The organism is Fulvimarina fulva (assembly GCF_039652615.1).
Lineage (GTDB): Bacteria > Pseudomonadota > Alphaproteobacteria > Rhizobiales > Rhizobiaceae > Fulvimarina.
Genome location: NZ_JBDJAC010000017.1, coordinates 41,753 through 62,521, shown reverse-complemented (window position 1 = coordinate 62,521; position 20,769 = coordinate 41,753). Strand labels below are relative to the sequence as shown.

Genomic DNA, 20,769 nt, shown 5'->3' with positions numbered 1-20,769 from the left:
CGAGGCCTTCGCAGAGATCGACAAGGAGGAGATCGATCCGATCCTCACCATCACAACCATGAAAGCCGCCTGATCATGACCTCAGGCCACCCAGAAAATTACACCAGCTTGACGGACGTGACCAAGACGGCGGCCAGCGTATTGAAGCGCGCGGCCCGCAGCGGCGCCGACCGTCTCATGTCGGAGATCGAGGCGCTGGAGCAGGCCGTTCTCTCTCCGGAATGCTCGGACGAGGATCGGGGCAAGTTTGCTTCGGAGGCTGCACGTCTTCTACCGATCGCATCCTACCTTATCGGCGAAGACGGCGACGCAGGTTCGCCCGTTGGGAAGCTGAGACGCTGGGCGGACGGCGATTTTGCGGTCGCGCTTGAGGTCACGGAGGAAGATCACGCCGAACCCGAAAGCAAGGAGGACTACACGAGTGCCACTCAGTCCGCAGCTTTCGTCGCTCGTCCCGCTTCGAAACTCGGTTGTCTCGAGCACCCGTACAAGCACGACCTGACCGCTCTCGAACTCTTTGCGGGCGCAGGCGGCATGGCGGCTGGGCTCGCACAGGCCGGATTCCGTCACGCTGCGCTCGTCGAATACCTGCCCCATGCCTGCGAAACGCTGCGCGCTGCTTTCGGGAGCGAGCATGTTATCGAAACGGACGTGCGCTCTTACAAACCCAATCGAGCCGAACTCGGTCCGATCGATCTCCTTTCTGGCGGTCCGCCATGCCAGCCCTTCTCAATTTCAGGCGAGAGAGGCGGCTCTTCGGACAAGCGCGACATGTTCCCGGAGTTTCTGCGTCTGGTCGGGCACGTGAAGCCCCGATCGATCCTCATCGAGAACGTCGAGGGGCTGTTCCATGCACCGTTCGATTACGACCGCTTTCAGATTCAGGCCCGTCTGAAGCGGATGGGTTATACGACCGAGTGGCGGAAGGTCACCGCGACGCATTTCGGTGTGGCGCAGAACCGGGTCCGCTCAATCCTCGTCGGCTTCCGGGACAGAGATGTCATGGCGCGCTTCGTCTGGCCGACCGCGACCGTTCCTCACTATGTGTCCGAGCCCCTGACTGTCGACGGTGAATTGCTCGACTTCTTCCGCGCCAAAGGCTGGAACCCGTCGGAAGAAGATCTGGCGGGCATGGCCGTTCCGGCGCCTACACTGACTGGTGGCAGCGACAAGAAGTGCGGGGCGGATCTCGGTCAGCAGCACGCGCGGGAGGTCTGGGAAGAGATGGGGTTCGTCGGAACCCGGATTGGACGGGAGCTTCCGAAGAAAGACCACGAAGGACCCGTCGAGATCACGAACGCGATGTGCGCCAGGCTTCAGGGCTTCCCGTCCCTGTGGCCCTTCGCCGGAGGACACGTCGCGGTCTACAAACAAATCGCCAACGCCTTCCCGCCTCCGGTGGCGCGGCTCCTTGGATGTGCGATCGCCTCGGCTCTCACAGGAAAAACCGTCGACCATGGTGGGTACCTCTTCACACAAGCCATGCGACCGCTGAATGCACTGCGCAGGCGAAGCCTTCAAAACAGGGTGCCCACCGGGGCCGTGCGGACCCAACTTCCGATCGACCGGCCTCGCCCGGCTCGGGCGCTGGATCTTCGAAGCCTGCAAGCTGCGAGCGAAGCGATGGAAGACGACGATGCGCTTGTCTGGATGAACTGACGCGTCCGATGCCGAACGCGTCGTTTGGGTGCAAGCTGATCTGAGCAATATCCGATTAGCGAGTTTGAGCACGAGGATCTGGTAGTTGGGTCAAGCTGTGCGATGCTGATGATGCATTCGGAGCAAGACTGGGAAATCATTTCCGCTCTGCGCCCATCGCGGTCGTTAAGCAGCGCGGGAGGGCGATCCGAAATCCGACATTCGTTTGCAGCATTGCCAGGACGAAAGTAAGTTCCTTTTATTGGCTTAGCTGTTTGGTCCCGGCATTTGGTGGTGTGGATCATGAATGAATCTGAACGGCTCTTCTGTCCAGGCTTTGCAGATGGCCTCGAAGGGGGTGAGGCCGCGTAGTGTCTTCAAACGACGCGCGAAATTGTAGGCTGCGACGAAGTCCGTGAGGTGCTGCCGAAGTTGGTCGTGATTGTCGTAGTGGAATCGTTTGACGGTCGCGTCCTTGATCGTTCGGTTCATTCTTTCGACCTGGCCGTTCTCGGGGAAAACGATTCACTGGATCGTTTTCTTGTCCCCTCGAACTCCATGGGTGACGCGGCTTCGTCAAACGATGTTCGATATCGAGATCGGCACAGGCGCCCTCGAAGGCATGGCATCGGAAGAGGACCTTTTCCGCTCGCATCGCCTTGATGTCCTCGGGCGTCCATCCGTTCCCCGAAGGATCGGTGAAGTGCGTTCCATTGTCGGTCAGGACGGTGTGGATCTTGTATGGAACGGCAGCGGCGAGAGCCCGCAGGAAGTTTCCCGCAACACGTCGCGTCGCCTTCTCATGCAGCTCGACGAAGGCGAACTTCGAGGTCCGGTCGATCGCCACGAGCAGGTAGAGCTTGCCTTCTTCGGTTCGAACTTCGGCGATATCGATATGGAAGTAACCGATCGGATAGCGCTTGAACTGGGATCGCTTGGGCTTGTCGCCTTCAACGTCCGGCAACCGCGAGATGCCGTGGCGCTGAAGGCATCGATGCAGGGATGACCGCGTCAGATGCGGGATTGTCGGCTGAATGGCATAGAGACAGTCATTGAGCGGCAATAGCGTATGGCGGCGAAAGGCAACGACGACCGCCTCGTCCTCTAGCGACAGGACCGTGGAATGGGGCTCCTTCGGCCCGGTTCGGCGATCAACCGTTGAGGTCCTCTTCTTCCATTTGGCGACGGTCTTCGGGTTGATCCCGTAGGGACTGGAAAGCGCCCTCAGGCTCTCTTGACTATGCTGTATCGCTCGACGGACTGCCGCAGTCGTCGTGGCGCTCCCGTGGTGAACCTGACCCATAGTGCTTCCTTCCACTCGTGTGAGAAGATTGCACCATCAAAACCTGGGATCAAACAGATATCCCATCGTATCCGTGCTCAGATGGATCTTCGAGCCGTTCTTACGCTTTGCGCCGTCGTATCCGGCCCGTTCGCCGCTTTCGGGCGAGGAGCGGAGCGTGCGACTGTCCAGAACCGCCGCCGACGGATCGGGTTCGCGTTCTGCCGCCATGCGCAGGACGGCGCGCAGATCGCCGGCGATGTCGACAAAGCAGTCCGCCGCGAGCCAGCGCTGCATCTGTTGATAGACAGCCGCCCACGGCGGCAAGTCATGCGGCATAAAGCGCCATGGGATGCCGGTCTTCACCACGCATCGCAACCCGTTGAAGACCTCGCGAAGGTCGTGGTCGCGCTGGCCGACTTCTTCGTCGAGAAGTCGAAGACAGGGCGCGACGACAGCTCATTCTTCATCGGAAACGTCGGTCGGGTAAGATGAGCGATAATCTGACATGCTCAATCAACGCAAAACCATCAAAACCGATTCATAACAGGCTCTAGGCATCTCTGGCTCCATCTCGGTTGACGACAAGACGGAATCACAACCTACTGGAATCGCGGAACTCATTTCGGGATGGGCTCTGAGAGCAGGCGGAAGCTTGCGCCTACGTGCTGCATTCGAGGCCATTCATCCAAAGATTTGCATCGACAAACAGCCGATTGTCGAAGCCGCTGCGGCCAAGGTCGCTTTGCTTTCCCGGAAACAGGCCTTCGAACCGTGCCTGCTGCTGATCGGTCAGGGTTCGTTTGCTCAACATCTCGCGCCCTTCGCGATCTTGAGCCGAACTCACAGCAACAGTGGAATCCTTGAATGCAGACGCATTTCAACGCGGCGCGTGGGCTTGGAACGACCCGCAAGCTGGGATCGTCGCGGTGAAGACGGTTGCGCCATGCCCGACCGATACCGACAGCGAACCGCCATGGGCGAAGAGGATCCTTTCGGAAAGCGACAGGCCGAGCCCGAGACCGCCCGATCGGCGCGTCGAGGTCTCTCCGACGCACCGGAACGCTTCGAAAAGTTCCTCGCGGGAGTCGGCCGACAGCTGTCCGTCATCCTCGACCGAAAAGACGATCTGGTCGTCGGCGCTTCGCTTCAAGGTTGCCTTGATATTCGGGCCGCCATGGATAAGGGCGTTGGTGAGCAGCGTTTTGAAGACGATGCCAATCCTCTCCTCGTCGATAAATATCTCCGGCAGGTCGGGATCTGTCTCGCAATGAATACGGATCGCTGAAGTTGGCCTCGTTTCTTCGATGGACCGGATCGTCGTCTCCAACAAATCCGAGGGACTCACGCGTTCAGTCTTCATATCGCAAAAGGTCGCGTTCGCGTCGACGAACAGCATGATATTGTTGAAGATGTCCGTCAGATGTTTCGCGTTGTCGGCGATACTGGCGGCCATTCTCTTTTCAGAATCGCAGGCAAGTTTCGCACTCAGCAGCCGGGAGTAGCCGAATATGATCGATAGCGGCGTTCTGAATTCATGGCCGATCAGCGAAAGAAACTCGTTCTTCGCCCACTCAGCCGATGCGGCGCCCGCCTCGACCTGCATCCGCTGTTCGACCATGTTCGTCATGCCCGTTGATCCCGCAATCCATCGATTTTCGAGGGTAAAAACAGCACTCCGACGAGCGCTATTAATATACAATTCTTATAATCAGGGAAAGTTTCTATTTCCTTATTTGCTCGGTTCGGACGCGCGCTGCTGGTCGGTTTCTAACCGATTGCTTTCCTAGCTACATATATAGTCTGCAGGGTGACGTCGCCGCGAAGGCGGCGCTCGATCCGCGCCGGGCCGAACACGTCGCAGCTGCCAATTGTTGGGGCCGGTCTTCCCGTTCAACACGGGGCGCGTCGCAGACGTTCAGAACGTTCGCTTGAAGGACGCCCAGAGTTTTCCGCCGTACCAGATCGGCGTCTCGTCCTTCGTCCGTTTCCACGGGAAGCGGTTGCCGCTAAAATCCGTAAAGCCGACCTTCAGCTCGTCGGTGACCTTGTACTCGATTTTGTATTCGAAATCGGAGTTCCAGGGCTGCTGCTGTTCGGGGAACGGATAGACGTTGACCGATGCGGACAGCGTGAGGCGCTCGGTGGGTTTCCAATCGCATTTCATCTTGAAAAGCGCCTTGTTGCGCGCCGTACCCAGCCGTTTCAGGTCGAAAAAGCGAGGCGCGTACGACGCACCGAACTTGCAGGGCGAGAGCCCGTCCGTTCTTGTATCGAGCGCTTCGGTCAGCGCGCTCGCGGGCGGCCTGTAATAAGCGCTGAACGATCCACTCTTGAGGGCGTCCCATTTGGCGCTTTCGCGGCCAAGATCGCTGTCGTTCTGCCAGAGCGAATATCCCAGTTGCAGGCTTTCGTTCAGATTGGCGGTCAGGAACAGATAGTCCGGCATGTGATGGTCCGCGGGGTCCTTGACCGCCGCGATGGCCGAGGCGTGCTTCTGCTGGCTGCCGACCTGAAGCGAAATGGACTGATCATCTGCGATCTTGCAGCTCTTCCAGCCGCCGACATAAGGCGAGGTATCGCCCGCGCAAAAAGGCGCCGGAAAGCGGGCCGACCGCGTCAGCTCCCGGATGGCGGGACTACTGGCTTCCGCGAAATTGGCAGGCGGGGCGGGCATTGGTCCACGGGTCAGTTTCGCGAACCGAGAAAAGCCCAGGGGTCGCGCTTTTTCGGTGCCGGTGCCGGCGTTCCCAAAGAGCGTTTCAGTTTTTTTTTGAGCCGATCGAAGTCCGGGCGCCAGCGCGGACGCGGAACGGCGGCAAGCGAGGCTTGACCCTCGGCGGATGCATCCTCGACCGGCGTCGGCGACGTTAAATCGAACGACAACGGCGCTGGCGATGGCTTCACGGCCGGCAACAGCTTCTCGGGAGCTTCGACCGGTTTCAAGGCAAGCACCGCCGAATTCATGCGGCTGCGCTCCGGGCCTGCGAGCGGCTGGGACTTGCCCGGTTCACCTGTGCCTGACTCACCAGGAACTGACCGATCCGGGTGTGACTGGACCTTGTTCGGCTGGGTTGAGCGCGGCTTGGCGGCGGCTGGCTTCTTGGCCGTGTCAGTCTTTCCGGCCGCCGGTTCTAGCGCGGCCCTGTCCTTCGGAGCGGCGGCCTCGGTCGGGGCTGCCGCCGGCTTTCCCTTAGCCTTCGCTTTCACTTCGGTTTTCGTATCGGCAAACGGCTTCTGCGTGGTGACCGGCCGAGCGTTGCTCTGCGCCTTGGGTCTCGCATCGGCGCGAACGGCGAGGATCTCCAGAAGAGCAAGGCTCGGACGACCTGTACGTTCGAGGCCGGAGAGGGTTTCAGACAATTCGATTGCCGCGACGGTGGCATCGTTCAGTTGCCCGTCGACGGGACCGGAGAATGCACCGATCCGCTTCAGCTCGCGCTGGGTGATCGATATAAACCCGATGGTCGAGGGATCGATCGGAGCGCTCTTCGACGCGGTTGCAGAGGGTGCGGCGGCAGCGGTCGTCTTTTCCTCGAGGGACTTGGCGTTCTTGACCTCGATTTCGACCAGAACCCGCGCATCGCTGGGCGTCGGAGCGGCCGTGGAGGGCACGGCTACGGCAGGCTTTTTTGCGGAGAGTTCGCGCAGAAGCCGGGCGATCTCCTCGATCATCGCCTGATCCAGTCCCGCGGCGGCGGGGCGATTGTCAATTGGCTCGACTGTCGGTGCACTGGCGACGATCTTCGTCAGAAGAGAATCCGCCGCCGCGATGCCGGGCGCCGCTGGTTCGATCGGCCGATCGGTTTTTGCAGCGGGCTTCGGCTTTACGGCCGCCGCCTTCGGTTTGGCTGGCGCAGCCTTCGGTTTGCCCGGTGTGGACGAAGCCGGCTTGGCGACCGGAGAAGACGCTGGCTGCTCAGTCTTCGCCTCGACGGTTTCTGCCTTCGGCGCACTCCCGCCCTTGGCAATCGCGACGGGTTTCGCTGGCTTCGCGTCCAGCTTCCTGTCGAGAACGACAATGCCTGGCGCGCCAGTGCCCGCCGTTCCGCCTGTGATGGCGACCACGTCACGCGTCGCTTTCGTCGCGGCGGGCTTGATCGCTGCGGTGGCTATCTTTGTCTCGCTCTCCGACTTATCGGGCACGGCAGCTTGGGTGACTTTGACCGGCGCATTCGCCGTCTTCAAGGCGACTGATTGTTTTGCGTTCGGCTTGCTTTCACTTGGAGCCGTCGCCTCTTTTCTTTCCGCTCCCGGCGAGGTTTCTCCAGACGGCTTCGCAGCCTCGATAATGATCGATTTTTCCGCTGTTTTCAGCACGGCGAGATCGATCGTCTTGGCGGTCTCGATGGCGGACTTTGCGCTTTCGGCGAACTTGCCCGGTGCCTTGGGGAGCGTCTTCGACGGCGCCTCGGGCGCACACTCTCGCTGTGTGGCAGCGGGCTTTGTCGGGGCCGGCTTCCTGGCTGTGGTCTTCTCGGCCGTGTTGGCCTTTGCCGGTGCTTTCAAGGCTTGCGGCGCAGGCTTTGCGTTCGCGGTTTTGGGCGCGCAATCGGTTGCAACCGTGCCGGCGCGTGCCTGCGCCGGCTTGTCGTCGCGCTTCGTGCCGGGTTTCGCTTGATCGGCCGCAGCGACGGCGTCGTCCTTCGCGGGCTCCTTGGTGTCCGCTTTCGGTGACGTGTCCGACTTCGCGGTCGTTGGGCTTGCCACGTCTTTAGTCTTCGCTAGCTCGATCGGTTTCGAAGCGTGCGTCTCCGGCGATGGCTTCGGCGTCTGCGAAACCATCTTCCGGTCTGCGCTGCCCTTCGACGCCGGTTCGGCGTTCGGCTTGTTCGTTTTTTCGTTTTCGCCCTTTGCGGCGGAGGCGCTCTTCGTCTCCTTCTCGGCGACCGGCGCGCTCTCGGCTTTCGGTTTGGCGTAGACCGCCAGAACTTCGCTGGCAAACCCCTTCGCGATATCGAGGGAGGGAAGGTCGTAGGCCGCCCGGTCGAGCTTGTAGCCGTCCTTTGGCGTGACGACGAGATCGGATGCGTCTGACCGTGAGATGCGGCAGGTCTTCGTCTCGCTGTCGCAGGCAACATCCACCCGCTCCTCGTCGAGGGCAGGGCCGAGCCCGATGGAAGCCGATCCGTCCGGGAAGATCCGGAAACGCCGACCGCCAAGATGGCCGATCTGGTAGCTGCCCCAGAACATTGCCGCCGAGGCGTCGGTCGTTTCCACCTTCGCGCCGGGCGCGAAGGGTTTGGCAACGTCGAAGAGCTCGGTCCTGCCGTCCGCCCGAACGACGTCGGCGACGAGGCAGAGCGCCAACACCCCTGACAATGCCGTCGAATGGCGTACGCGGGACCGGTGGCTCATCTTACTTCACCCGATGGCGCATGAGGGGACCGAACTCCTTGAACGCGATCGCCGCAAGCACGACCCCATTGGTGTTGCAGGTGATCGAAGTGTTCGGCGATCCGTCGAGCTCGTAACGGCCCTCCATCCAGCCCTTTTCGGGGTCGGCGAGCGTGTTGATCGAGCGCACGAGCGTCTTGGTGTAGTCGGTCGCAAAAAGTGCATCCCAGGCAAAGGCCGCCTTGGTGCTCAAGGTCCGCTTTTCGTCGTAGCGGGTGCCGTCGAGGCGCATGACGGCCCATTCGTCGCCACCGCCCCAGATGGTGGAATAGACGAAATAGGGCGCTTCGGAGATATGGCTCTCGCTGACGGCGGTCGGAATACCGGTCTCCTGAAAGCGCTTTTCCTGAACCTGGTAGACGTTGCTCGCCAAAGCATGGGAGATCGAATCGAAGCCGAAATCGAGGCCGTCGAGCATGTAGGGCTCGCTGGTGACAAACGCCGATCCGCCGCCCATGGAGCGCTTGTCCACCGGAAGATCGACCTCGCGCATTTCGCGGAAATCGGCATTGCGTCCGGCCTGCGTCGCCTGCACCGCATCGAGCCCGAACATCATCATGGCTTTCGCACCATACTGTTCGTAGCCGACACGGCCCTCCTGGCGCAGCACGGTCTCGCCGTCCTTGACGGCGGTCCCGACCATCTCGCCATCCTTGACGAGACGGCTCAAATCCCAGCGCGACAGGACAGTCTCCACCGAGCCCGCGTGCTCCGGGTGGTTCCGAAGGACATAGGCGAGCGGCACGAGAAACCGCGAGACGTCGAGGGTCGACCAGCCGAGGCCGCGCTCGTCGCGCTTGTTGTCGTAGGACGCCATCTTCAGCGTGCGTACGTCATAGGCCTTGTTCGGCAAGACGCCGTCGAACAGTTCGAGCTTCGCGATCGAGTTGAGCGCGCCTTTCATGCGGTGGTCGAATTCCTGGGTATCGACGATGCCCAGGCGATGGGCGCTGATCAGGCCGATGAGATAGGACCCCGTGTCCCAGATCGTGGTGGACGGGTAGCCGTTCGCCGAATTGACGAGCATCGTCTCGGCGTTGGTGTTGTTCTCGAAATACTTCCAGGCGATGCGCGCCTGTTCGTACTCCTTCTGGGAGATCTTGCGAGGCTCTGCGACGGGGAGTGGATTGGCCTTGGCGATGACCGCGTTGATCCTCGGTATGGCTGGTGCCTCCTGAAGGTCGACGCCCCGGTTTTCGAGAACGAGGATCAGGGCTGAGGCCGAAAGGAGCGCACCCACGAAGACGAGCTGGCTGCGGCCTTTTTTAAGGTTCTGAAGAAAGGTCATGCGAGTTCTCCGTATTCGGCGTCGGGCTGCCACAGGGCGGCATAGACGATGCCCGACAGAGCAAGGATGTTGTTGAGGCCCCAGAACCCGTTGGCGATAACGCCGCCGAGCGTGTAGGCCTCGGACCCCAACGCCAGTGCGAGACAGGCAAAGAGGATGCCGACGAGGGTGAAGGCGGTGATCGTCAGATGCGGCCAGACGAGGCGCAGATGACGACCGCCCTGTCGGTCCTTCGGTGTCACCGGGAAGGAGATCTTCTTGCCGGTGACGACGGCGGACAGGGCCTTGAGATTGATGGCGAAGAAGGCGATGTAGCTCGCCTTGCTCTTGTAGCCGGCGACACCCCACATCCCGATCATCATCGCGAGTTCCATGGAGACGAGGAACGGCAGAATCTTCAGGAAGAACTCGCCGGTATAAGCATCGACGGGCGCAATCGCGGTAAAGAGATAGACGATCGGAGCCAGAAGGAAGATCGTGTTCCAGATACCGCCAAGATATGACCAGAACGTCGACGCGTAGAGAAGTTTTTGACCGATCGTCATCTTCGAGCGCGTGATCGGATTGTCGTTGAAGAGAATATCGAGACTGCCGCCGGCATATTTGAAGCGCTGGATCGTCCAGGTGAGAAGATCCTGCGGCGACAGCATCTTCGATTCCACATGGGGATGGAGCACCGACTTCCAGCCGCGTTCGCGGTCGGAGTGGAGGACGATCGAGGTGTAGATGTCCTCTGAGACATGGAACTTGTAGGGCGTCACGGCCTCGGAGATCGCAGCCTCGCTGCGGATGGCTTCCATGAGATCCGGCGAGATGTCCCGCTCGCGGCTTTCCACCGTGACCTCGCATTCGGCGCGGTCGACGGCCGCATCGATCTGGGATCCGAAGGCCCTGAGGGCCGCTTCCATCACCGCCTCGCGGCGGTGGATCGAGCCCGCACCGCAGCAGAAGGAGGCGTTGTGCCGGTTCCGTCGCCGCAGGATCACGTCGTAGAAGATCTGGGGATCGTTGACGAACGGGTCTTCGCCGACCCGGATCTCGCCGAAGACCTTCTGAACCGCGCGGCCGAAGACGGCGCCGGCCTTGCCGAGCGGCTTTTCGAGCACTACGTCGAGACGCTCGCCAGCGGGCAGGTCGTAGAACCATTGGGGCGTCTGCACCCAGGCGACCTTCGGGTCTTTGAAATAGCCGAGCGTGCGCTCCAGCATGGTAGGGAAGGGCCGTGTGTCGGCATCGCAGATGACGAGGAAGTCGCCGCTCGTATGGTCCATCGCATTGCGCAGATTGCCGGCCTTGAAGCCTTCGTTCGTGCGTCGCGTGATGTAGCCGATCCCTTCTTCCACGCAGACCGCTTCCATCTCGGGGCGCTTGCCGTCGTCGAGGACGTAGATGTTGAGTTCGATCGGATGCGGATAGCGCATCGCTTTGGCATCGCGGATGCCGAGCCGGACAAGCTCCGGGTCCTCGTTATAGGTTGCAAAGAGAACGTCGACGGACACCTGACGGTCCGGATCGTCGGCCTCCGCCGTGCATTCGCCGATCGTTGCGGGGCCTTCGGTGATCTCGAAATCGTCGACAGACCAGAGATTGTAGGCAAAGAGGACGAGGCCGAAATAGGCGCAGGTTTCGGCAAGGGCGACGGGCACGGAAAACCACAGCGCATCGTAGTTCAGCGACGCCGTCCAGCGCCACCAGAGATAGGATGCGCCGAGGACCAGGCAGAAGACGATCAGATACTGGAAGAGAAGCTGCCGCCGCTCGTCGTGCTGCAAGGGTTCGGGCGGTCGCCGATCCTCGAAGCGTTCGAAATAGAAGGCCATGGTTCGAGATCCTAAGGGTCGTCAAGCTCGGGCCGCGGGAAGCGCGCGTGGCGGCGCGGTCCGGGTCGAGAAGGGAAGCGGTCCGAGACCGACGGTCCAGGCGAGCGCCGGGATCTTCGAGAGGAGTTTCGCCGCGGCGAAAGCCGATGCGAGGGCGAAGGCGAACTTCGTCAGCACCATCGTCGTCGGCGAGACCGAAAGGCCTGATTTGACGAGGGCGATGTCGTAGAGATCGATGAAGATTGGATGGGTGAGATAGACGCCGAAAGTATATTTCGCTGCGCGGCTCCAGATCGGCGACCACTCGGCATGCTGGCGGCCCATGAAGAAGGCGAAGACGAAAAGCGGCATCAGGAAGTGGGCGTAGAAGCCCCAGCCCTGGCGCACCTGATAGGAGCCGGCTTCGGCGGCGCGGAAGGCATCGGGAAGGGTGGCTGCGAGGCAGAAGAGTGCGAAGAACACCGAGATCCGGCCGATCAGCTTCGACTCGCCCTTCGGGATGCCATCGCGCAGGAGGCTGAAGACCGCGAAGGTCGCGAAGCCGTAGCCGACATAGCCGAGAACCTTGACGGCGCGGACGATGTAGGAGCGCAAATAGTCGTCCTGGACATATCCCCAGACGAAGCCCTGCATGTATTCCATCGCGCCGAGCATCGGAAAGAGCGCGAGCCCGAACATCGGATAGCGGATCGCAACGCGCATCACCGGATAGAACAGCATCAGCGCGAAGAGCGTCGGGATGAAGTGCATGTGATATTGCGAGGAGCCGAGGACCAGATAGGAGGCCCAGGACGAAGGCTCGGCGAGTTGGCTCGCGATCGCGCCTGAATAGCCGAAGGCCGACGCCTTCACGAACTTGAAAAACGCGTAGAACACCGCCCAGAAGGCGAAGGGGACGAGAAGCCGGCGCGCCTGATCGCGCATCGCCTCGCCATATTCGGGGCGTCGGCGATCAAGCTTGGACGCAAGCAGGAACAGGGAGAAGACGATGAACATCTCCGAGCCCGAAAGCTCTGCCAAAGCGCGCAGAAGCGTCGGAACGATCCGCTCGCCGGGCTCATAGGCCGCGAAAGCCTTGCCGGCGGCATCGGTCGTCGAATGAATGAGAACAACGCCGATGGCGGCCCAGGCCCGGTTCGCGTCGAACCAGGTCATCCGGTTGGCATTGGACGAGACGCCGCTCACTGTTCGCTTCCTTCTGCAACGAGATCGGGGGACGCCGGCTCGACATCGGAGCCGATGGGACGGCGGCGCAGATTGGCGACCGTGCAATCGGTGGCCGCGATGCCGGTCTCGCCGGGGATTGGACGGCAGATATTGAAGTCCGCTTCCATAATCGTCGGGCGCGCGCCCTCGTTCGGTGCGGGTTTGCGCTTCGGCAGGCAGCGGTCCTTGCGAAGGGCCATGTCCTCGAAGGCGACGTCCCAGTACTGGGTGTCGGTGTTTTTGAACTGCAGGATCGGCCCCTGCGCCTTGTAGAGAAGGGCAGCGAGGATGATGCCATTGTTGTTGGCGGTCTGCAGCGGGATCTTGCCGTCGCCGTTCTCGTAGATCCCCTCGTAAAATCCCTTTTCTGGATCGTAGAGATCGGCCACCGCATCGAACAGGCGATCGGAATATTCGGTATCCCAAAGAGCCCACATGCCGATGGCGGCTTTTGCCGCGACGGCGGCGCGATCGGGCTGGTAGACGCCTGACGGGTCGAGCGTGTTCCAGGCATAGCCGTTACCGTAGATCGTGTCGTAGACGAAGTACGGGCTGCCGTTGACCTGATGCTCCGAGCGGGCCGTCAGGATGCCGGTTTCCTCGAAGCGACGCTGCTGGGCGAGATAGACGCGCGAGGCGAATTCCGCGCGCCATCCGTGGGTGGCGACGTCCTTCTCGCCGGTGCGGTCCTGAGGCGTGTCCCAGTTCATCTCGAGCCCGTCGAGAAGATAGGACTCCATCAGCACCGAGTTCTTGGTTTTGAAGACGCGCGGGTCGCGCGGGTCGTAGGGAACGTCGACGCCGTAGATGTCGGTGAAGGCGAACGGCTTGACCGCGAGCGACCGGCGCGTGTCGAAGCCCCAGAGTTCGAAACCCTTGGCGGCGTATTCCTCGTAGCCGAGACGCCCCTCCTGGACGTAGACCGTCTCCTTGTCCTTGCCGAGGATCGAGCCGTTCAGCTGCCCGTCCTCGTCGATGACGTTGCAGTAGTTCCAGCGCAGGAGGGCATTGTCGATGGCGTTGGCGAGATAGGGATAGCGCTCCTTGACGATCCGCATCCAGACGAGGAAGCGGCCGATATCGAGCGCCGAGAAGCCCACTTCACCGGGCTTGTTGGCATAGTTCACCTTCTCGCCGGTCTTGGTGTGGTACACCTTGTTCGGCAGTTCGCCGCGAAAGAGGTCGAGCTTGCGGATCGTGCCGATCAGCTTCATCGCGCGGTCGTCGAAGGTGCGCTTGTCGATGATGCCGAGCTGATGGGCGGCGACGAGGCCGCCGACATAGGATGCGGTGTCCCAGAGGGTCGTCGAGGGGTAGGCGCCGACCGAATTGGTGAGGCCGGTCGTCTCCTGATAGGTGACCTCGAAATATTTCCAGGCGGCCCGCGCCATCTCCATTTCGCGCTCGCTCAGGGCGCCGTTTCGCCCGAGCCCTGAGGGCGCGGCGAAAGGATCGGTCTGGGCCGGTTTGATTCCCTGCCGCTCGAGACGTTCGGGAGTCGTATTGGCCAGAACGCCAGTCACAATAATAGCGCCCAGCACGCAGGCAGCGCCTGCGAGCAGCTTTTGCCGCATGTTCATGGGGATACTCCGGTGTCGTATGTCTTACGATCTATCAGCCATATTGATTTTGACTCCTTACCAATTTCCTCACGCGTTCGTGATCGCGGCAAGGTCTTTCAACGTGGTCGAAATCTTGGTTTCCAAAGGCTTACTGCCTGAAATCGCGAGGCTTTCCGCCTGCATCACCCCGGTCGCCTCGGCGATGAGATCCTCCTCGCCGATCATCGCGGCGATTCCCCGAACGGAGTGCGCGGCCTTGCGCAGGGCGGCCGGATCGTTACCCGCGCTTGCATCCGTCATTTTCCGGAGAGCCTTCTTCAGATCGGCGACGCAGGCCGCGACGAGCGCCGTCATGGCCTCCTCGCCGATCTCGCTCGCAAGGATCGGCAGGCGCTGGAAACGTTCAAGATCCACGATCGCGGCCGAGGATGGTGCGTCGCTCGGCGGCTCGGTTCCGACGCTTCCGTCGGGCGTCGGTATGGTCCCGAGGAGCCCGGCAAGCTTTGCCCGGTCGATCGGTTTGCTGACGAAATCGTTCATGCCGGCTTCAAGGCAGTTCTGGATATCGGAAGCCATGGTGTGGGCGCTGACGGCGAAGATCGTCGTCTCTCTCGAAAGACCGTCGCCGGACCTGATCTGCCGCGTCGCCTCGATCCCGTCGATCCCCGGCAGGGAGATGTCCATGAGGATCACGTCGTAACGGGTCTTTGCCGCGAAGCTGACGGCGGCATGGCCGTCGGCGACGATGGTGGGCCGATGGCCGAGCGCTTCGAGAACGAGGCGGGCAACGAGCTGGTTGGTCGCGTCGTCCTCGGCGACAAGGATGTCGAGGCCTGTCGGCTGTGCGGATTGTTCGAACGAGGTCAGGCGTTCGGGCGCAAGGGCTCTGGCGAAGGGGATGTCGCACCAGAAGGTCGTCCCGAAGCCGACCTCGCTTTCGAAATCGATCGTGCCGCCCATCAGTTCGACGAGGGTCTTCGAGATCGCAAGACCCAGCCCCGTTCCTCCGAACCTGCGTGTATAGGAACGGTCCAGCTGGTCGAAGGGCGCGAAGACGTGGTTCCGCTTCTCGTCCGGAATGCCGACGCCGCTGTCGGTAACCATGATCCTGAGAACCGAGCGGCCGCTCTCGTCCTTCGTCAGTTCGCGCACCCGGATATGGACGCCGCCCTTCGCGGTGAACTTCACGGCATTGCTGACGAGATTGAGAAGCACTTGGCGCAGTCTCACGCCGTCGGCGACGAGCCAGTTCGGGCAGGTATTGTCGATGTGCCAGTCGAGAGTGATCTCCTTGCTCTCGGCCTCCTGCCGATAGAGCGAGCCGACGACGCCGACCATGGAATGGAGTTCGAAGACGTTTTCCTCCAGAACCAGCTTGCCCGCCTCGATCTTCGACATGTCGAGAATGTCGTTGAGAATGGTGAGAAGCGCCTTCGCGCTCTGATGGGCAACCGTCACGAGCCTTTCCTGCGGCTTCGTCAGATGGTCGTCCTTCAAGGCATCAAGCATTCCAAGAACGCCGTTCATCGGTGTGCGAAGCTCGTGGCTCATCATCGCCAGGAACTCGCTCTTTGCACCGTTGGCCCGGTCCGCCTCGTCGCGGGCAGCTTCGAGGGCCCGGACGGAAGCGACCTCGCGGGTCACGTCCTGCAGCGTCGCGGTAAGCGATGTCTGGCCGTCGAAGCGCCCGAAGCGAGCCTCAATGGCGCCCCTGACATGGCGGATCGAACCGCAGGCGTCCTTCAGCCTCACTTCGAAATCGCGTTCGACAGGTTCCTCGGTTCGCCGCGCGCGGATCGAGGAACGGATCAGCTCGAAGACGATATGGCGATCTTCGGGATGGACGCGCCGAAGGAGACTTCTGGCGCTCAAGGTGTCGTCCGTAGCGATATCGCAGATGCGCGACAGTTCGCTCGAGCATTTGAGCCGGTCGAGCAACACATCGTAGGTCACGCTGCCGAGCCGCGCGATCCGCTGGGCATCGCTCAAGGTCCGGGTCGTCTCACCCAGATCGGCCTCGCGTTGTTGAAGCCGCGCGCGCTGACGCGAGACAAGAAGCAGCGTCACGAGAAGCGCGATACACAAAAGCGAGAACACGAGGACGGACGAGACGATCGTTTGCTCGATTTCGGCGCGCCGGCGATCGGAGAGTTCACCGACATGATGGAGAACCGCGAGGATCAGACGATCGATGGCCGCGCGGCCCTCGGAAAGGTCGGCGTCGATGTCGTCCAGCGCCGCGCGGTCAAGAAGCGGTGTCTGCGACAGAAACCGGTCGAGCGCATCGAGATCGCGGCGGATAGGATCAAGTTCGATCGTTTGATCGAATGCGGAAAAGGCGGGCGCATCGAGAAGCGCGAAACGGCTCATCAGAATGTCGAAGCGCAGGCGAAGACTGGCGTCGATCGCTTCGAGATCGTCGCTGTTGTCCCGCGCGACGATCCGCAGCCGATCATATTCCTTGCCGAGCTGGTAGGCCATCCATTGGAAGTTCTGCGCGGGGGCCTTCCGGAATTCGGAGAAGCTCTGGGAAAGCTGAGCAAGAAGGACGATCAATGTGAAGGCGAGCGAGCCCATCACCAGCGCCGTCAGCAGGCGGCGGAGTTCTTTGCCCCGCCACCAACGCATCGGTCTTTGCTGATGGGCCGCGCTCATCTCAGCGGGCACTCAACCGGTTCAGCTGCCAGATCGAGCGCGAATAATAGGCTTCGCTCGCAAGGCGATCGTCGGAATCGAACGGATAGACGATCCAGAACGGGCCCTTGTCGCGCACCGAGATGTATTCGCCGTTGACCTTGTAGGCGACCAGCGGATCGAAGCCGTTCTCGTCGGTGGCCGGCAGCGTGACCGAATAGTCGTTGAGGGCGGTGGCCTCGATCGTCTCGCCCTGAATCCCGAACCGGTCGATGAGGACGCTGAGCGGAACGCCCTCGAACCGCGTCGGTCCTTCGGTCCAGGGCGTCGTCGTCTCGAAGCCGGTCGTCGGCAGGGCGGCCAGCGCCTCACCGTCGAGGACGATGGCCTCGCTCGTGCCGGCCTCGATTTCGAGCGGCAATTGCGGGCCGCCGCGGGCAATGGAGGCGGTTGGATGGACAAGGGCAAGGCCAAAGGCCGCCGCCATCGCGGCAAGAGTCAGGGTTTTCATGCGAAGCATCAGTGTTTCCTTCTAGTTTTGGGTCTGGAATGTGAGGACGAGGACGTTGAACTCGGCCTCGCGGCGGTAGCGGACCGACTGCGCGCATTGGTGCAGGAGCCCGATCCCCCATCCGTCCTCGCGCGGAACCGGGTGGTCGACCCGGTCGAGCGCGGCGGGTCTTTCGAAGAGGCCGGGCGGGGCAGCGCGGCCTTCGTCACTGAGCGTCAGAGTGAGGTCTTCGGGCGACGTCTCCAGGGTGACGCCGATCGTACCGGCGCAAGAGCCTCCATAGCTGTGACGTACGATGTTGGTCAGCGCTTCGGAGGCTGCGAGCTCGAACCCTATAAGGCCGATCTCACCGAGAAAGCGGCTGGCTGTCTCGGTGAGGCGGACCGTCGCGGCGTCGGTCGCCTCAAGCGACGCCTCAACCGTGTAGGCAGCCAGGGTCGCCATGGCTCAGGCCGCTTTCAGGCCGTCGAGCGATTCCTCGACGGTCCGGTAAATCCGAAACACCCGATCCATCCGCGTCAGCTTGAACATCTGCGCGACCGGCGGGGTGAGGCCGGCGATGGCGAGGTCGCCGCGCATGCCGATATGCTTGAAGAGCGCGACGAGTGCGCCGAGACCGGTGGAATCGATGAAGGAGACGCCGCTAAGATCGACGACGAGGCGGCTATGCCCCTGATCGACGAGGTCGAGAACGTCCTTGCGGAAGTTCGGCGCGTTGGCGGCGATCAGGCGCGGATGGTCGAGGCGGGCCACTGTCAGGTCGCCGAACATGGTCGTCGTGATCATTCTGGTTTCTCCTTTTCGATCGCGATGAGGGTGATGTCGTCGTCGAACCCGTCCTGGCGCGCGTGGGCGCGCAAGGCTTCCGCCAGTCCGTCGAGAAGTTCGCATGAGGAAAGCGCTGCGTTGTCGGCGAAGAAGGCCGCGAGCCGATCTTCCCCGAAGGCCTCTCCACTAGGGCATTCGGCCTCTACGATGCCGTCGGAAAAGACGAGCATCCGGTCGCCTGGCCGAAAGGCGACGGTCTCGGTCTCGAAGGTCGCGCCGGAGACAAGCCCGACGGGAAGGCCGCCTGAGCCGATCCGCTCGACGCTTCCGTCCGCGCGCAGCATCAGAGGCGAGGGATAGCCGGCCTGGCAGAACCGCATGACGTCGTCGTCTTCGCCGAGGATGCCGGCAAAAAGGGTGAGATAGGTCGCATCCTCGGTCTCGGAGCGGAAACGGCGGTCGAGGGAGGCGGCGAGCCGGGAGAGCGAGTCCGGATCGCCGTCGCCTCTTTCCCGCTCGCTGCCGTCGCCGAAGTCCTTTTCGGTGACGAGGCGGGCGAGAGCGGCCGCCGTCAGGGCTGCCTTGACACCGTGACCGGACACGTCCGCCGAATAAAAGCCGGCCTTTTTCTCGCCGGCGTCGAAATAGCCGAAGACGTCACCGGAGACGAAGCTCGACGGCATCAGGCGCGAGGTGAACCGGTAACCGGCCTTTCGGACCACCGGCTCCGGCAAGAGCTGGCGCTGGGCCGCGGCCGCGGCCTCCAGGTCGTCCTGGAGCGCACGATAGGTCCGCGCGAGGCAGGCATGGCTCGCCTGAAGCTCGCTTTCATGGGCGACATAGCGTTCCGCTGCCGCCACGCGCAGATCGAGCAGAGCGCGATCGACCGGCTTCGTCATGAAGTCGTCCGCGCCCGCCTTCAGTCCGCCAAGCTGGCCGCTGGACGTTTCCGCGCCGGTGACGATGAGAATGTAGACATAGCGCCCGAATGCCGCCTCACGTACCCTCGATGCGAGGCTCAGCCCGTCGATGCCCGGCATCTCGACGTCGCAGATCAACATCGCCGCATCGGTGCGGGCCAGAAGGTCGAGCGCGCTCGTTCCGTCCTCCGCGTCGAGCACGTCATGGCCCGCCATGCGCAAGAGAGCGCCAAGATAGAGGCGCTGGCTCATATCGTCATCGGCTACGACTATTTTCATGATTATCATCTCGTTGCTGCGCGCGGGCAGGGGGGTGACGGCGCTTGGGCGAGCCGGGCTGACCAATAAAGGCCGGCGACCTGAAGACGAGCGGTCTTGCCGTTTCTCGCCTTTCCGATCTCCGGACCGGTGTTCGAAAACTCGCCCGAAGTCGTAAACAAAGATTATAATATGTCCGACGACCAAGCCTCCGGCGGCCGCTTTTTCACGCTAGCCTCAAGAAGTCGTTACCGCGAACGCTGCCGCGGCTTCAGGCAATTTTAACCTTTGCCACTTCACCGCTTTTTAATAAATGGAACTTACCGTTTTATGCAGTCGCCGTTACTGTCGGCGTACAAGCATCATCGACAAGATATCGTCTCGAAGAGCCATCTAGGTCGCATGATCGATCGCGTTTGCTTTTTTGCGCAAAGATGAACATCCCGAGAAGAACCGACCAAACGGAGGCATCACGCCATGAGCCGGCTTGTAGCGATCGGACAATCCCGAGCCATCGGGTGTCTGACCCTGATCTTTTTGACGATGCTTGTCCTTGTCTTTTCGGCGGGGCCGCTTTTCGCCGCAGAGCGCGGCACTGTTCTCGAAGAACGGCGCATGCACAGCCGGGTTCTCGGCAAGGATGTTCAGTATTCGATCTATCTTCCCCCGGAATATGACGAGGGCAATCGACGCTTTCCGGTTCTCTACATGATGCATGGGGGCTGGGACGGGCGAGACGAGGACTGGTTCCGTTACGGGGAAGCCGCACGGCTTCTCGACCGGATGATCGAAGCGGGCGAGATGCCGCCGGTGGTCGCGGTCTCCGTGGACGGCAGGCGGCATGAGAATGCCGACCACGACACCTACTACATGAACGATGCCGACGGGGCCTATCGCTGGGAGGACATGTTTGTCGGCGAATTCGTCGAGCACGTCGAGACCGCCTATCGCGTGAGGGACAACAAGCGCGGCCGCGCCGTTCTGGGGCTTTCCATGGGCGGACACGCGGCCTCCGCGCTCGCCATCAAGTTTCCCGAACTCTTCGCGGGATCGGCGGTCCTTAGCGGCTCGTTCCGCACCGAAGATGACATCGTCTCCATGGATCAGGCCGGCTACGACCGGCGCTACGGCAGGGCCTGGGGCGTCGGGCTATCGGGCCGCGCCCGCCTCACGGACGAATATCGCGAGAACGACGTGTTGCAGCTCGCTGCAAAGGTTCCGGCTGAGGAGATCGCCAGCGTCCAGCACTATTTCGACTGTGGCTCGGAAGATCCCTTCTTCCGGGGCAATGCGGACCTGCACATGATGCTGCTCGAACGCGGCGTCGCCCATCGCTTCATGATCCGCGAGGGTGGCCATGACTGGGATTACTGGCGATCGAGCCTTCCCGGAGCGCTCGCCTTCCTGGCCGATGTCCTCAGGCGCTGAGTGCCGCTCTTCTTCCGAACCATTCGCTTTCCCCGAAAGACAACCAACGCAGCCATT

At 61.8% G+C, this 20,769-nt stretch carries 14 protein-coding genes and 3 pseudogenes; 2 read left to right on the top strand and 15 right to left on the bottom strand.

Translation table 11 applies throughout. The annotated features are described in order from the left end of the window. The first annotated feature begins 117 nt into the window (after positions 1-117). The gene (locus ABDX79_RS17995) at positions 118-1,659 is read left to right on the top strand and encodes a DNA cytosine methyltransferase (protein WP_346221691.1); all 1,542 of its coding nucleotides are present in this window, start codon (positions 118-120) and stop codon (positions 1,657-1,659) included. Positions 1,660-1,905: 246 nt separating this feature from the next. On the opposite strand, the pseudogene ABDX79_RS17990 reads toward ABDX79_RS17995, so the two are convergent. The 15 genes and pseudogenes from ABDX79_RS17990 to ABDX79_RS17920 form a co-directional block, all read right to left on the bottom strand. Further along, positions 1,906-2,941 (bottom strand): annotated as a pseudogene (locus tag ABDX79_RS17990) (IS481 family transposase). A gap of 57 nt (positions 2,942-2,998) precedes the next feature. After that, positions 2,999-3,430 (bottom strand): annotated as a pseudogene (locus ABDX79_RS17985) (transposase); the annotation flags it as partial. Positions 3,431-3,605: 175 nt separating this feature from the next. Beyond that, positions 3,606-3,731 (bottom strand): annotated as a pseudogene (locus tag ABDX79_RS17980) (IS5-like element IS711 family transposase); the annotation flags it as partial. A 69-nt stretch (positions 3,732-3,800) separates the two neighbouring features. Further along, the gene (locus ABDX79_RS17975; RefSeq protein WP_346221689.1) at positions 3,801-4,550 is read right to left on the bottom strand and encodes a sensor histidine kinase; all 750 of its coding nucleotides are present in this window, start codon (positions 4,548-4,550) and stop codon (positions 3,801-3,803) included. Positions 4,551-4,838: 288 nt separating this feature from the next. After that, a complete protein-coding gene (locus tag ABDX79_RS17970; protein ID WP_346221688.1) occupies positions 4,839-5,597 on the bottom strand; it encodes a hypothetical protein in 759 nt (252 codons plus the stop codon). A gap of 11 nt (positions 5,598-5,608) precedes the next feature. Next, positions 5,609-8,278, bottom strand: a complete 2,670-nt coding sequence (locus tag ABDX79_RS17965) for a peptidoglycan-binding domain-containing protein (RefSeq protein ID WP_346221687.1) — start codon at positions 8,276-8,278, stop codon at positions 5,609-5,611. Between the two features lies 1 nt (position 8,279). Next, positions 8,280-9,605 (bottom strand): DUF3131 domain-containing protein, encoded by a 1,326-nt coding sequence (locus tag ABDX79_RS17960; protein WP_346221686.1) that lies wholly within the window; start codon positions 9,603-9,605, stop codon positions 8,280-8,282. Further along, positions 9,602-11,425 carry a glycosyltransferase gene (locus tag ABDX79_RS17955; protein ID WP_346221685.1) on the bottom strand — a complete coding sequence of 608 codons (1,824 nt, stop codon included), beginning with the start codon at positions 11,423-11,425 and terminating at the stop codon, positions 9,602-9,604. The genes ABDX79_RS17960 and ABDX79_RS17955 overlap by 4 nt, the downstream gene beginning before the upstream one ends. Positions 11,426-11,446: 21 nt before the next feature. Next, on the bottom strand, positions 11,447-12,610 hold the full coding sequence (locus ABDX79_RS17950; RefSeq protein ID WP_346221684.1) for an acyltransferase: 1,164 nt from the start codon (positions 12,608-12,610) through the stop codon (positions 11,447-11,449). After that, the gene (locus tag ABDX79_RS17945; RefSeq protein WP_346221683.1) at positions 12,607-14,211 is read right to left on the bottom strand and encodes a DUF3131 domain-containing protein; all 1,605 of its coding nucleotides are present in this window, start codon (positions 14,209-14,211) and stop codon (positions 12,607-12,609) included. Before ABDX79_RS17945 ends, ABDX79_RS17950 begins: the two co-directional genes overlap by 4 nt. 69 nt (positions 14,212-14,280) lie before the next feature. Continuing rightward, positions 14,281-16,821 carry a hybrid sensor histidine kinase/response regulator gene (locus ABDX79_RS17940; protein WP_346221682.1) on the bottom strand — a complete coding sequence of 847 codons (2,541 nt, stop codon included), beginning with the start codon at positions 16,819-16,821 and terminating at the stop codon, positions 14,281-14,283. Positions 16,822-16,849: 28 nt separating this feature from the next. Next, on the bottom strand, positions 16,850-17,338 hold the full coding sequence (locus ABDX79_RS17935) for a putative pterin-binding protein (RefSeq protein WP_346221681.1): 489 nt from the start codon (positions 17,336-17,338) through the stop codon (positions 16,850-16,852). A 21-nt stretch (positions 17,339-17,359) separates the two neighbouring features. Next, entirely contained in the window at positions 17,360-17,782 is a 423-nt protein-coding gene (locus tag ABDX79_RS17930; protein WP_346221680.1) for an ATP-binding protein, read from the bottom strand. 3 nt (positions 17,783-17,785) lie between these two features. Further along, positions 17,786-18,124, bottom strand: coding sequence for an STAS domain-containing protein (locus ABDX79_RS17925; RefSeq protein ID WP_346221679.1), 339 nt, complete (start codon positions 18,122-18,124; stop codon positions 17,786-17,788). Then, positions 18,121-19,305 carry a PP2C family protein-serine/threonine phosphatase gene (locus ABDX79_RS17920; protein WP_346221678.1) on the bottom strand — a complete coding sequence of 395 codons (1,185 nt, stop codon included), beginning with the start codon at positions 19,303-19,305 and terminating at the stop codon, positions 18,121-18,123. Before ABDX79_RS17920 ends, ABDX79_RS17925 begins: the two co-directional genes overlap by 4 nt. 456 nt (positions 19,306-19,761) lie before the next feature. Between ABDX79_RS17920 and ABDX79_RS17915 the strand changes: the two genes are divergently transcribed. After that, entirely contained in the window at positions 19,762-20,712 is a 951-nt protein-coding gene (locus tag ABDX79_RS17915) for an alpha/beta hydrolase (protein WP_346221677.1), read from the top strand. Positions 20,713-20,769: the final 57 nt, after the last annotated feature.